The 13,473-nt window shown below is 47.6% G+C and carries 10 protein-coding genes; all 10 read right to left on the bottom strand.

Annotation, left to right across the window (positions count from 1 at the left end; genetic code table 11):
- Positions 1 to 4: 4 nt before the first annotated feature.
- Genes IAE24_RS05350 through IAE24_RS05395 form a run of 10 tightly spaced genes read right to left on the bottom strand, consistent with a single transcriptional unit; the run spans position 5 to position 13,469 of the window.
- On the bottom strand, positions 5 to 1,171 hold the full coding sequence (locus IAE24_RS05350) for a transglutaminase-like domain-containing protein (RefSeq protein WP_199959279.1): 1,167 nt from the start codon (positions 1,169 to 1,171) through the stop codon (positions 5 to 7).
- Complete coding sequence (locus tag IAE24_RS05355) at positions 1,171 to 4,338, bottom strand: D-glucuronyl C5-epimerase family protein (protein WP_199959277.1); 3,168 nt, start codon at positions 4,336 to 4,338, stop codon at positions 1,171 to 1,173. The genes IAE24_RS05350 and IAE24_RS05355 overlap by 1 nt, the downstream gene beginning before the upstream one ends.
- Positions 4,338 to 5,696: a glycosyltransferase gene (locus IAE24_RS05360; RefSeq protein WP_199959276.1), complete on the bottom strand. Its 1,359-nt coding sequence runs from the start codon at positions 5,694 to 5,696 to the stop codon at positions 4,338 to 4,340. Before IAE24_RS05360 ends, IAE24_RS05355 begins: the two co-directional genes overlap by 1 nt.
- Positions 5,697 to 5,751: 55 nt before the next feature.
- Positions 5,752 to 7,134 carry a class I SAM-dependent methyltransferase gene (locus IAE24_RS05365; protein ID WP_199959274.1) on the bottom strand — a complete coding sequence of 461 codons (1,383 nt, stop codon included), beginning with the start codon at positions 7,132 to 7,134 and terminating at the stop codon, positions 5,752 to 5,754.
- Positions 7,134 to 8,891, bottom strand: coding sequence for an ABC transporter ATP-binding protein (locus IAE24_RS05370; RefSeq protein ID WP_200016358.1), 1,758 nt, complete (start codon positions 8,889 to 8,891; stop codon positions 7,134 to 7,136). Before IAE24_RS05370 ends, IAE24_RS05365 begins: the two co-directional genes overlap by 1 nt.
- Position 8,892: 1 nt before the next feature.
- Complete coding sequence (locus IAE24_RS05375) at positions 8,893 to 9,675, bottom strand: ABC transporter permease (protein ID WP_047217139.1); 783 nt, start codon at positions 9,673 to 9,675, stop codon at positions 8,893 to 8,895.
- A complete protein-coding gene (gene wecB, locus IAE24_RS05380; RefSeq protein ID WP_047217140.1) occupies positions 9,675 to 10,763 on the bottom strand; it encodes a non-hydrolyzing UDP-N-acetylglucosamine 2-epimerase in 1,089 nt (362 codons plus the stop codon). Before wecB ends, IAE24_RS05375 begins: the two co-directional genes overlap by 1 nt.
- Entirely contained in the window at positions 10,760 to 11,857 is a 1,098-nt protein-coding gene (locus IAE24_RS05385; RefSeq protein ID WP_047217181.1) for a DegT/DnrJ/EryC1/StrS family aminotransferase, read from the bottom strand. The genes wecB and IAE24_RS05385 overlap by 4 nt, the downstream gene beginning before the upstream one ends.
- A 16-nt stretch (positions 11,858 to 11,873) precedes the next feature.
- Positions 11,874 to 12,458 (bottom strand): acyltransferase, encoded by a 585-nt coding sequence (locus IAE24_RS05390; protein ID WP_082138037.1) that lies wholly within the window; start codon positions 12,456 to 12,458, stop codon positions 11,874 to 11,876.
- A gap of 54 nt (positions 12,459 to 12,512) precedes the next feature.
- Positions 12,513 to 13,469 carry a Gfo/Idh/MocA family oxidoreductase gene (locus tag IAE24_RS05395; RefSeq protein ID WP_199959270.1) on the bottom strand — a complete coding sequence of 319 codons (957 nt, stop codon included), beginning with the start codon at positions 13,467 to 13,469 and terminating at the stop codon, positions 12,513 to 12,515.
- Positions 13,470 to 13,473: the final 4 nt, after the last annotated feature.

The following is a 13,473-nucleotide window of genomic DNA, read 5'->3' on the forward strand; positions in this document are numbered from 1 at the left end:
TCTCTCAAGAATCTCCGGCGAGCAACTTGTATTCCGAAACAATCAAGTAGCGAAACTGAGGACCACGATAAGGATGTTTTATATTTAGTACGACATTCTCCTGTTGGGCCATAAACTTCAGCTCAAATGGAGACACATCGTCATTCTTAAAGTCGAAATAAGATTTCGGACTATTCAAATCAATTGCCGATTTTAATTCATAAGAGAAATCGAATAAATAATCATCAGCATTAATATAGCCACCAAGCCAGTCAGCGATGATACAGAATTTATATTCTCGACCGATCTCCAAGCCGGACAGATCCCAGGATTGCTCGATATTGACACCTGCTGCGCCCAAATATTCGGCCCCCTGGTTGAAGAGCGGGAAATCGCTAGAGCCTATGATAGGCTTGTCCTGGGCATGCAGTCTCAGAGGGAAGGCCAGGGGATGATCCGGACCGATTACGCCCTGAGGACTCGCATTGGTGTATAGATTCACGCCGGAAAATTCATTCAACCCATCTCTGGTGTTTTGTCCAACTCTGACGACGGGTAGATTGGTTCTATATCGATGCAGGATTTCTTCATAGGACAGAGGATAGTCACCCGCACGCCCCGCCTCTGAGTAATAAAGATGATAAGTAGGGTCGAAAAGCATCCAACGACCGTTAATAAACAACTCAGCAACTGTATGTCCGTTATTCACAGGCCAATTATAAAAATTGACATATCTCCCGGGAATACCAATGCACCGTGTCAACGCCAATAAAACGCCCGTATAGGTGCCACATGCCCCGATTCTCTCCAAAACGGTAGCATCAGGATCTGGAGATGACGCGTTTCCAACGTCAAATCCATCTATATAGGAAATGAAACGATCTATCTTCTCAAAAACAGAAACTGCACCTTTACCCAGATCTTCCGCCAAGACTTGAATTCTCCTAGTGATGGGGGTCAAGAAAATATGGAGAGGATTGCTGGGATCATCCCCCGTCAGAAAAATGGCATCGCCCTCTGGAGAAGGCACTAGTTCTGGGAGATTACCCGAGGATCCTGGGGGCTCATCTTGACTATTGCCACCGCCACCGCAACCTACGAGAAAACCAGCAGTACTCCAGCCCAAGGAAAGCAGGAATTTCCGGCGCTTAGCTTGCACGAGGTTTGCCGCCAGATAAAAAGCGTCTTTCATCAGTGAAATTCCATTTCTCTCAACAAAACTCTAGATTGACCGTAGAAACCGGAAAACTCCACGCGGATATAATCAATCTTATCCTGAGGCTCCAGCTTAATTATTGAAACTATTCCCGATGCATTATTCGTCTCACCAATTATTTTTGGTTCTTCTCCAGCATCACGCCATGCATACACCTTTACGTGGCGCGAATAATTACTCCCACTTTCCCACAAAATCCTGAGCTCTCGGGGTTGGGCACTTTCCTCCAGCTTCAGGTCCACATAGGCCAACCTCTCATTCTCTAGTCCCGCAACATAATTATTGTCAGGATTTCCGTCAATTGAATTATCGAAGCCAAATCCGGGATAAGTCTTGGAGGAATTAACCACAGAGAGCTTAATTTCTTTGACCTGATCCAAAGAGACAGGTTCAAAAATTACCGTTTTCCCATTCTCCTTCATGTTCAGAAAATACTTCTGACGTTGGGCATACTGACTGAAAAACCAATCTCCAGTGAGCTTGGCGATCAGTTCCAGCTGAGTCGTCTCATAAGACTGGTAGTCTTTCCCTTTAAACCACCCCATATCCTGAGGCCGAACCTCGACAACCGCGCTCTTCCATTTCTGATCACCAATTGTTGTAAGCAAGGCATTCCGCAAAGGAACAAAATCAAGAAAATTTCCTTCATTCACAGCTTGCAGTTTGATCAAGAACTGGCCAGGCGCCACATCTTTATATCGTATGACCAATCGATGTGACTTTACTTCAAAATAATCAACAAAATCCGCAATTGGCAATTGCATGAACGCATAAACGTTATGCCTGGTACCCCCTTTGACTGCATCGCGTCGCAATGCATATCCATTGCTGAATGAACGACCCAGATTTCCATCCACGGATTGGACCGGAGACCATTCAAGCCCGGCAATTCTCGATTCACCATCAAAAGCCTTGTCACCCCCCATTAATAACTTGACCTTTTTGGAGAACTGGGGAGCCTCCAGACTGATGGATTCGACAAGAGGGGATTTTTCCCCATTTACCCAGTCAATCTGAAATAGCAAATTCTTTCTAGGATTCAGATCATAACGCAACCAGTATCCACTATCAAATAGATAAAGTTCATTTCTTATTGCATCTACACCTTGATTAGCAAGCTCCCTGACAGTAGCGTCATTCAAATGATTAGCAGTATCAGATAGCGCATTGATACTCGCGATGTGCGCGTTCAACACATGCGTTGAATTTGGTACTTCTTCAAAAAATCGAAAGCCATTTTTGTTGAGTGCCGAAATTCCACCTTTATCTACTGACACGAAATACGCCAAAGCGGCAGATTTGCTTATTTTCCTCAATTGCTCAGAATCACCCAAATTTCTGCGGGCATAATCAAAAGCCTTGAGAATATACGCCTGACTGAAAGCGGATGGCCAGGGCGCTTTCGTTTCCACATCATTATAGACATTGACAAATGGAAACGCGTATAGAACAGCATCTCCATTCCATTGCTGATTTTTTTTGTTGGTCAGCCAATTCAGCGCCGGCAACCGCCTTATCTTCACATTCTTCTGAATCAACGCGCTCGCCCAAGCCGGATTGTTACCATCAACCACTTGCGTCGCAATGATATAAGGAGAATAGACAGGAGATCCTTTGTCTGAAGAAAAATCGTAAATACCTGTCTGATCAAACTTTGATTCAGTAGATGGCAAATGCTGCATCAAAACACCATCCTTATCAAAGGATAATAATGGCAGCATAGGTGTTTGCCTTGGCAACACCTTCTTTTTCGGGTTTACAGTGTTGTAGTCAGCTCCATCGCGAATATTTTCCAGATAAAATTTCGCAGAATTCTCCCACGGTAAAAAACGGCGATCCATCTTGGACAGAGTGGAAAGATAGTCGAAATGCTTTTTCGCGTAGAGCTCTCCTACCCAGTACCCGAGATCCCTGGGATTTATTTCCACATTCCATTTTCGCCACTCTTTCCCCCCTGATATCAGCAAATCACCATCTCGTAGCGGCTTGAAGTTATCTCCACCCGATGAAATCGCGCGAGTTTGCACCTCTAGATTGGCAGGAGCTTCATCAAAGTATTCAATAGAAAGCTCAAAGCGCTTTGATCGAAGATTGTCTTTCCACTCTCCTGGCAAGGACAAATAAAAATACGAATGAGGAGCAAGCATTCCCCCACCCCTGCCAGTCATATCACGTGCAACCTGAACAGGCTTTAATCGTCGCACAGAGCGACCGTCAATGGACTCCCGTGCCCCCCAATCGTTTCCAGCTATACGCAAAGGACCTTCCGCGTCGTTTTCAGACCCTACATCCAATACAGACTCCATACCCGAAAGTGGATCACGCAAAACAATACGATCAATCGCCAAAGCAGGATTGGCAAAACCGTACGGATTTGCGAATCTGTACAAGAGCTCGTTCTTTCTAGGGTTCAGATCGTAGCGAAACCAATATCCAGTATCAAACAAGGGAAGCCATTTCAGCAAAGATTCGGCCCCTTTTTCAAACCAGCGCTTGTATTTTTCCTCACCAGTTACTGCACCCAACTCTCCCAGCGCAAGGAGCGCCCGCATATGCCCATTAAGAATATGCGAGGGATTATCCGAGGGCGATGGTATTTCTTCGAACCATACATCTTTTCCACTGGAAAACAGAAAACCACCTTTTTCTGGAGGAACAAAAAGAGATTCTGCAGCTTTTTCTGCCAAAGCGAGACTCTGCTTGTCTCCATCCTGCTTCCAGCTCGCCAGCAAAGCCTGAATGCCTACGGCCTGAGCAAATGCACTACTCCAAGGAGCCTTTATGTTGACATCGTTGTAGGTGTTGTCAAAATGATAGATCCAGACCCATTGTCCTTGCTTGTTGATTACGAGGTTATTCTTCAACCACTCGATGGAAGCCGTAAATTTTGCCTCATCCTTTTTAAGACCAAGCATGGGCTCATAAAATTCCACACCAGCATAAGCCAATGCGTAGAGTGCAGTCCACGCCGGATGATTCACTACCCCAACTCCACCGATATTCAACAAAGGAATACCTTTTACATCAACCTGATGCTTTGCCTGGGCAACATTTGTTTGTAATTCATTTATTTTTTCAACGACATCGGATTGCGCGACACCGAGAACAAAAAATAAATAAAGAGCAACGCATTTTTTCAACATTAAAAATCTTTTCCCAAATCTGAAATATTCGAAAATTTAAGGGTATCGAATATTTTTGCCATCTCGAAGGAGTAGATATTATCCTGCAACTTCCAGGCGAGATCGTTTCTTTTTCTTTTGATATTCTCACGCCATTCAACGCCGTTATTCATTCTGAATGCCATGTCAATGGCTTTAGCGATATCCAACGCACTATCCATTTTTGCAGAATACCCAAATCCATTCAATTTAACGAAACGATTCAACTCAGGAGAGTCGTTGGCAAGTATGGGAAGTCCAGCTTGAATAAACTCGAAAAGCTTATTAGGAGTGCAATAGTAGGAGTTCAGATCGATATGAGGATAAGGAATAATTCCTATATCAGCGGAAGCACTGTGCTGCAATAACTCCCCCTGGGAAACTGCAGGAAGAAAATAAATTCGGCTACCGAGCAAGCGCAGCTTTATTGCTTTTTTCTTCAAAAATTCCCCAAAATCACCAAAGCCCATCATCACCAGAACGACATCGGGATGGCTTACATAAGTCATCGCCTTTATCAACACCTCCAGATTGCGATGTGGTGCAAATCCCCCTTGGAACAGCAATATCTTTTTTTCTGCAGGAATTCCCAGCTTCTCTCTAAAAAAGTCGTAGCGTATGGCAGGATCAAACTCAACAGGAGGATCAATAGCATTCAACAGCGTAATCGGCTTTGAAATGCTGTATCTTTTGGCCATCTCCTCGCCAATGGATTCATTCACCGCAAATACCAGGCTGGCCTTCTTGATATACAGTGCCTCCGCCTCGGAACATATGCGGCGCTGAACGGTAGAGAAAGACTTCTGCTCAGGATACAACTCATGAGCATCATAGACTAGGGGCACCTTCCAGCGCTCAGCCAGTTCCGAGCCCGCGGCCAGCGCCGGAAGATCATGAACCTGTACCAGGTCGGCCTGGTATTTCTCAGCATGGGAGACAAAGGCTGACCTGAAAGGCAAAGGATCATGCATCGCCCTATTTCGATAGCGGAGATTCATTGTCCATCGGTATACCTGCCAATGAAGTTTTGAACCGATGCTGAAAGCTCTTCTATGGAACCAGACCCCGCGAGGAAATTCATTGCATTGCCTGTTCAACCATTGATTCAATGCCTGCTGCCTGGAAATATACTTCTTATACGTTATGTTTTCAGGAACAATATACACTAGTCCAATTCTTACGAGATCAATACCATTGCCAATTTTCTCCTCCACGGTTTCGCTCTCCAATGCAAGTGCCAGCAGCCTCACGCTATGCCCTTTGGCGATTAGGCTCTCAGCCTGAGCCAGCACGCGCCTGTCTAAAATCTGATCATGACAAAGCATCAGTATATTAGCCATTACCTCTCCCTAAATTCTAATAAGTAATTACTTCAAATTTGACTTAATGGTTAATCTATCCTGTTCTATATTTTCTTGCTTGCATATCAGCCAGCACAATACCAGGAGACTCCACTGGTCTAGCCTCTTCCTTGATTGCACTGATGTCAACAGAGATATTATTTATAACTTGCACATAAACAGTGCAATCACTTCTTTCAAGCTTGAAGTATGTGCATGGAGAATTTTTCTTAAGCGAGTACAATCGTGTCATTTCAGGAGCCCATCCCAGGCTCACTATCTGGAACGGTTCCTCGGCGGAGCATGTCGCCAGCACGCCATAGTATCCAGGCTGAACTTTTCTGGGAAGAGCCAGTTCGACCTCATCCTCAGATCCGGAAAGCACTTCTCCATTCAGTAGAATCCCATCGACGTCTTCCAAACGCAGATGCAAAGGTTCTTTTGATCCTGGAATTCTTCTGATATACAGCTTTGGCTGCTCCTCATACACAGGGAATTGGAGACGCAGGCCACCTTCAACAGCTTTCACGGCCCTCGCCGTCTGTGGATAGGGATTCAATGAAGACTCTATGAAGTTCCCACTAAAAATCAACGAACTTGCCGGCGCAGAACTGGAGTTTGCAAATCGAATTCTCTCTACTGGTCGGTCATCTTTCGCCTTGGCGAAAAGTACCAGAATCTCACTATGGCTTCGAAAGAACCGCTGCTTTCTCAGCGACTTGTATATATACGATCCGAGGCCAGATTCCGTTTCCTTATCCAATACTGAAGCAGGCGTCATGCGGTTTTCGCCCTTGGCTCCGCAGGAGGGGCAGAATGACGCATCCCAGCCAGACCACTCATCAAGCATCAATCTCCGAAAATGAGTTTCGAAGGGGATCATGGGGCTCCAGCTCTCACCCGACAAAACTACAGATTTAACTCTCCAGTCAGGCGGAGCTCTTTTGCATAGATCATGTATATCGTAGGCACGATGGTGCCAATTGACATGATAGTGATTTCCACACTGCTGGCACCTGGCCATAGCATCCAGAAGCTCCTCTCTGAATGGAACAGCAACCATAAGATATTTCCCCGCAACCCGAAAGAGCTCGCGCCAAGCCGAGTCTTCCTCAGATTCGGACATATGTTCTAATGCATCCGTACTGAGAACCAAGTCAAACGAAGAATTGGGAAATGGCATGGCGGCGGCGTTTCCACGAACCCCGGGTACAGAAAGACGGGAAAGTGCCTCCTGACTTCCATCCAAGCCAACGACCTGCCGGCCTCCACTGCGCAGATGTCTGGTTATCTTCCCATCGCCGCAGCCAACGTCGAGCAAGCTGCAAACAGATTCTGGGAGAAAATCATATATGGCTTGCAGCAGATTGCGTTGCCCTTCTTGCAGCGGCTGATCCCAAACCTGGGATAGATCATACAAGGTCTCATTTTGGATCATTACAGCAGTTCCCATTGACTAGGCTGATTAACCGTACCAATTTCAACATGTATGCCTGGTGGTGGCAATATCTTTATGGCATAACATCGATCATGCAGATCATAGGCAGCAGGCTCAATAGCAGATGCAAGATTAATTTCTTTGAACAGCGCAACGGATACCAAATACTCGCCCGGTCCAAGCAACAGCGGAGAGAAATTTACACGAATACCGCCTTTGCCTTCAAGCCTATGGAATCTTTTACCCGCCAAGCTTGATATTACCTGCATTGCACAGGTTCCATCGGGTCGATAGATTGCAATTACGGCCACCGCTTCGGCAACGATATTATCCGCTTGGTATGCCATGACAGCATATGCATTTTCTCCGGAAATTAATGTATGACGACGCTCTCCGCCTTCGTCGAAGAAACCAAAGCCTATAATACTGATTTCGCCGTCGCCATAGCGATCATCAGCTCCAAGCTCTTGAAGATCACCAAGTACCTCGAGTTCCGGACTCTTCTCGCCCTTCAGCGGGCCCGCCAAAAGAGGAATTCTTAGGCTAGACCAACCATCATTTTCCGTAGATACCAAATTTGCCAACGTCCGATAACTTTCGCTTTCCGCATCATATTGCTCCAAAACTAATGGCGTACTGGTTTGCAAACAATATTCGATCTGAACCCAAGCTAGAGATGGCTGCTTTCTCGGCCAAACTACTTGAAAAGGTGCATGTTTATACTTGGCACCGAAGCTTCCGAAGGCCCATGTACTTTGATCAGAGCGATCGAGCTTCCTCCAATTCATAAACTGGGGATCCACAATCAGACAAGAGCCTTCGGTGGCTTTGCCGGAAGAGTCAATTATTCCCATACCACGGTTCTCAGCACCATATTCCACGGAACGAAGCAGCATCTGTCCCTGGGCCGGAGGCTCACCATCACACCCCAGAAAACGCAAAAGCGTCGTGTGACGCTCCTCGTTGAGAAGCGCAGCAACCTGTCCTTTCGTCAAGGACATGCTCTTCGATCTGAGCCTGTACTCCTCTTCCTGCCGGATGCTTGCAAGATAGGCCTTGCTGACGGGAAGCAAAGGACCATCCTGACGGACATGTCCTTTATCCAACCAGACACCACGGTCGCACAGCATCTGAACCGAGCTTATGTCATGCGAGACAAAGAGAATTGTCGCCCCTTGCCCGGTCAATGCTTTCATTCGCTGAATGCACTTCCCCAGAAAATATGCATCCCCTGCTCCCAGAATTTCATCAATGATCAACACTTCCGGGGTGATGGATGTTGCAACTGCAAACGCCAATCGCGCATACATACCGGCGGAATACTCTTTCACGGGGCGCTGCAGGAAAGAGTCTAGTTCTGTAAAGTCCGATATTTCCTCAATACACTCATCCAGTCGGGATGATGAAACCCCCTGGAATGCAAGTGCAGAACGTATGTTCTCCAAGCCGGTAAACTCAGGATGAAACCCCGTTCCTAGGGTCATCAACGCCTGAACCCTGCCATGGACACGGATTTCACCCGTGTCAGGCCGCATCTGCCCGGATATCAACCGCAATAGCGTACTTTTTCCAGCACCGTTGCGACCAATCAACGCAACGCGCTCACCTTTCTCTATCCTCAGATCCACGTCCGAGACCGCCCGAAAAACGTCGTAGCGACCGGTGGAGATGGGAAATCCCAGAGCATCGAGCGCCCGCCAGCCAGGATGGCTGAATCTCCTGAAACTCTTGCTTACCCCTTGAATCGATATTGCCATTTCAGACATAATCAGAGAACAGCGGTTTCAGGCGCCTGATAAATGCACCTCCCAGGGTGAAGGAAGCTATGGAAGATACGGCCACTATTGCCAAATCCTTGAAAGGAAAAACACCATCCAGTAAACAAGCGCGATACAGCTCAATGAACCAAGCCAAAGGATTAGCCCACAAGAAGCCTTTCAGATTTTCCGGAACCATTTCAGCACTATAGCCAATAGGCGAAACCATCATCAAAAAAAGCACGACGATTGGAACGGCTTGCTGAATATCTCGAAAAAACACCGTCAATGTAGCGACCAGCCACACGACACCCAGGATCATGATGATTTGAAGAATATAAATCAACGGAATCAACAGGAATGCCCAGTGAATTCCGTGAAAATATGCCGCGCCTGCAAGAAGAAGAAGCATTCCCACACCCATTGTTATGTGACCAACCAACACATCACGGGCTACGACAAGTTCGATGGGGAAGAGAGTGTTCATGACCAGATCGCGGTTGGCTACAATGCTGGTAGCTCCTGCGCCAAAAGCTTCCGCGAAGGCCAGAAAAGGGACTAACCCCGAAAATATCATCAACACATAGCTGACTGGGCTACTCCCCGGCACTTTTACTTGGAGAATATGAACAAATACGATACTATACATTCCAAGAAAAAGCACTGGATACAAAACCAGCCAGAATAAACCCAGTGCGTTACCACTGGTTTTCTTTAATACTCCCTGCACAACGGAGGAGTATAGAATGCTCCGGTGGCTGAAGAGATCGGCTAATATCTGCATTAATAACCCTTTGCCAACATGGAGGCAATCGTCATGCCAGCTTCACCATTGCCAAAAGGTTCATACTCCTCGCCAGGCTCCATAATTTCCAAAGATTCGAAGGCGGACAGAATCTTTTCCCTGGACGCACCCACAAGCTGATTCCATCCAGAATCCAGGGTTTCAATCCATTCTGTCTCGTCGCGCATGGTGATACATGGCACCTTGTAGAAGAAGGCTTCTTTTTGAACCCCGCCAGAGTCCGTAAGGATTATTTTCGCAGCCTGCTCCAGAGCAACCATGTCCAAGAATGGAAGTGGCTCCTCAATCATCATGCGTGACAACATGTGCTCATATCCATAGTCGGCGATGAGCTTGCGTGTCCGGGGATGCAATGGCAAGACGATCTTGAGCTTCTTGGATATCTCGCTCAGAGCCTCCAATATTTGTTTCAATCTCGCAGGATCATCTGTATTTTCCGCGCGATGGCAAGTTACAAGAGCATACCTACGCTCAGACAAGCCCAGCTTCCGCAGCGCCTGGCTTTCCTTTTTTGCCCGATCTTTATAGTAAAGAGCAACGTCATACATTACATCCCCCACGTTATGGACGCCTTGCACAATCCCCTCATTGGCAAGATTCCTTACGGCAGTTCCCGTAGGACACAGAAGCAGCTTAGAGACCCTGTCAGAGAGAACGCGATTGATCTCTTCAGGCATTCGCATATTAAAAGAGCGCAGCCCAGCTTCTACGTGCGCAATAGGAATATGCATTTTCGCAGCAGCCAATGCACCAGCCAGCGTGGAATTTGTATCGCCGTATATCATTACCCAATCTGGCTTCTGATCCTGCAATATCCTCTCGATCCCCTCCATCATGCGCCCCGTCATGACTCCATGAGAACCTCCGGATATCTCAAGATTGAACTTCGGCACAGGAATTTGTAATTCATCGAAGAAAATCTGAGACATATTTGCATCGTAATGCTGGCCCGTGTGAACGATAGCCTCCGAGACGCAGTCCCCGTAGCTCGCCCTGATTGCCCGAGAGACAGCAGCAGCTTTGATGAATTGAGGACGTGCACCAACAATGGTGATGACTTTTTTCATTTCTGAAGCACTGATTGAAGAGCATCGACCACGGCTTGTTGATCTTCTGGAGCAAGATCGGCGCTCATGGGAAGGCTCATGATTCTGGTTGCCGCCTCACGGCTGATAGGGGTTTCTCCTCGACCAAGCTTCTGGTAGGCAGGCTGCTGGTTCAAAGGCACGGGATAGTGAATCGCTGTAGGAATCCCTTTTTCCTTCAGGGCTTGAGCAACATGATCCCTATCCGCCACCGATATGCTGTATTGAGCATAAACACTGGTGTTATGCGCCTCAATCCATGGCGTAACGACTTCAGGACAATTGCTTTTCAATAGCTCCGTGTACCTGGCCCCGATCTTCCTTCTTTGTTCCACTTCCCACTGAAAGCGTGGGAGTTTTGCCAACAAAATCGCGGCCTGCAATGTATCAAGCCGCCCATTGATGCCCAATCGGGGATGATGATAGCGCCTGTCTTGGCCATGGACACGGATTTCCCGCATTGCCGTAGCTAGCGCATCGTCATTAGTGAAGAGCGCTCCTCCATCGCCATAGCATCCCAGAGGTTTACTGGGAAAGAAACTTGTCGATCCAATAGTCGATAGACCACAGGACTTGCGCTCCTTGTAGATTGCACCAAAAGACTGCGCTGCATCTTCGATAACGGCCAGCCCGTGCTTGTCGGCAATTTCGTTGATCCTGCCCATGTCCGCGCATTGCCCGTACAGACTCACGGGCATAACCGCCTTTGTCCTTTTGGTGATGGCGGACTCGATGGTTTCCGGATCTATATTATAGGTGCGCGGATCGATATCCACGAAGACAGGCACCGCACCTAGCAAGGCGATCATTTCACCCGTAGCCACAAAGGTGAATGGTGTAGTGATCACCTCATCTCCAGGCTCGATACCCAGCGCCATCATCGCGATCATCAGAGTATCCGTCCCGTTACTGGCGGATATGCAGTGCTTCACACCAACGTATTCGGCAAGCCTCTCCTCCAACTCACCCACTTCCGGCCCCATGATGTATTTTCCATGCTCTAGCACATTTTGAATTCTCGCATTGATATCCTCTTTCAATGCTTGGTACTGCGCCTTGAGATTGATGAATTCCATAAATTGCCTCTTTAATTCATATACGATGAACTTGACCGGAACGTAATTCATAACGCACACCGGTTTCCGGGCATGTCGCGCTATCCTCTCCCGTCAAGGCCAGTTCCAGACGAGTCCCACTTTCACTCATCCACCCAATGTGGCGAGCCGGCACACCCGCCATCAATGCATAGGGCTTGACATCCTTGTTTATCACTGCACCTGCTGCAATGAAGGCATACGCACCTACAGTCACGCCGCAAATGATGGTGCAATTTGCGCCAAGTGTCGCCCCTCGCTTGACCAATGTCCTTCTATATTCGTTCTTGCGTACCACGGCGCTTCTAGGGTTATAGACATTGGTGAACACCGCGCTAGGGCCGCAGAAAACATCATCTTCGAGCATTACCGCATCATAAACGCTCACGTTATTCTGAACCTTGACATTGTTTCCAATAGTCACATCATTCCCAACGAATACATTCTGACCGAATGAACAGTTTTCACCAATACGTGCCTGCGCACAAATATGCACCCAATGCCATATTCTGGTGCCGGCACCAATTTCCGCACCCTCATCTACGATGGCTGTAGGATGAACCTGGTATTCTTTTCCATTCATAGCTAGCTGAACTTCATCAAGGTCAATGCAAATTATTGGAATCGGATAAAAATATCAGAAACTCAGCCGACTTTGGCGAACGAAAGGGTGCATGCGGCCATCGCTGTCTGAAACTATCGATGCATCTCGTATGAAATTAACTGCTTCAATGCAGTGTCTTGCATCTTCAATTCCATAGCCACGCCCTTCAACGATCTCTTGATAGCTGATCGTATGGAGATCCGTAAAACCTTCCGAGAACTCCAATTTCTCACCGCTGATATCGATGTTCCGAAATGTAGTCCTCTTTCCCTGGACCTCAGCAGGCAGATCATTGGAATCAATAGAAAGAAACCAGCGCACGCGCGCACGTTCGTATTCGAGATAACCAGCAGCCTTGGTCTGCTCGCTGAGATGAATTCGGTTTTCCTGCAGATTGCCGAAGATGAAGTGCAGCATGTCAAAGAAATGCACGCCGATGTTGGTTGCCACTCCGAAGGATTTGCGCGGATCACCCTTCCAGCTTTCTTGGTACCATTTCCCGCGCGACGTGATGTAGGTCAGCTCGACATCAAACTTGGTGTCCTTGGGCGCGTTTGCCACTTTTTCACGCAGACGCAAAATGGCATCATGGTGGCGCAACTGCAGGATATTGAAGACCCGCCGGCCTGTTTCCGCCTCTATACGCGCCAACTCGTCAAGTACCGCAGGCGTGGGCACCAGAGGTTTTTCGCAGATCACATCGCAGCCCAGGCGCAGGCCGGCCGCGATATGGGCATGGTGCAAGTGATTAGGAGAGCACACGGAGACGTAGTCCAGAGCGGATGCTGGATCACGCTTGAGGCGCTGGGCATGTTCAAGAAAGCGTTCGAACTCAGTGAAGAAGTCGCTTTGCGGTGAAATGCTGTCAATGATCCCCACTGAATCATTGATGTCATAGGCGGCGGACAGATTATTTCCAGTGTCCTTGATGGCGCGCATGTGCCGGGGCGCAATGTATCCGGCGGCACCGATCAGAGCAAAATTTTTCATGACG

The organism is Delftia sp. S65, from assembly GCF_016516495.1.
GTDB classification, from domain to species: domain Bacteria; phylum Pseudomonadota; class Gammaproteobacteria; order Burkholderiales; family Burkholderiaceae_C; genus Comamonas; species Comamonas acidovorans.

What these genes read in the sequence shown, in the direction of transcription:
- IAE24_RS05350 (WP_199959279.1), bottom strand. Translation starts at nt 1,171, where the DNA reads ATGAAAGACGCTTTTTATCTGGCGGCAAACCTCGTGCAAGCTAAGCGC.
- IAE24_RS05355 (WP_199959277.1), bottom strand. Translation starts at nt 4,338, where the DNA reads ATGTTGAAAAAATGCGTTGCTCTTTATTTATTTTTTGTTCTCGGTGTC.
- IAE24_RS05360 (WP_199959276.1), bottom strand. Translation starts at nt 5,696, where the DNA reads ATGGCTAATATACTGATGCTTTGTCATGATCAGATTTTAGACAGGCGC.
- IAE24_RS05365 (WP_199959274.1), bottom strand. Translation starts at nt 7,134, where the DNA reads ATGATCCAAAATGAGACCTTGTATGATCTATCCCAGGTTTGGGATCAG.
- IAE24_RS05370 (WP_200016358.1), bottom strand. Translation starts at nt 8,891, where the DNA reads ATGGCAATATCGATTCAAGGGGTAAGCAAGAGTTTCAGGAGATTCAGC.
- IAE24_RS05375 (WP_047217139.1), bottom strand. Translation starts at nt 9,675, where the DNA reads ATGCAGATATTAGCCGATCTCTTCAGCCACCGGAGCATTCTATACTCC.
- wecB (WP_047217140.1), bottom strand. Translation starts at nt 10,763, where the DNA reads ATGAAAAAAGTCATCACCATTGTTGGTGCACGTCCTCAATTCATCAAA.
- IAE24_RS05385 (WP_047217181.1), bottom strand. Translation starts at nt 11,857, where the DNA reads ATGGAATTCATCAATCTCAAGGCGCAGTACCAAGCATTGAAAGAGGAT.
- IAE24_RS05390 (WP_082138037.1), bottom strand. Translation starts at nt 12,458, where the DNA reads ATGAATGGAAAAGAATACCAGGTTCATCCTACAGCCATCGTAGATGAG.
- IAE24_RS05395 (WP_199959270.1), bottom strand. Translation starts at nt 13,469, where the DNA reads ATGAAAAATTTTGCTCTGATCGGTGCCGCCGGATACATTGCGCCCCGG.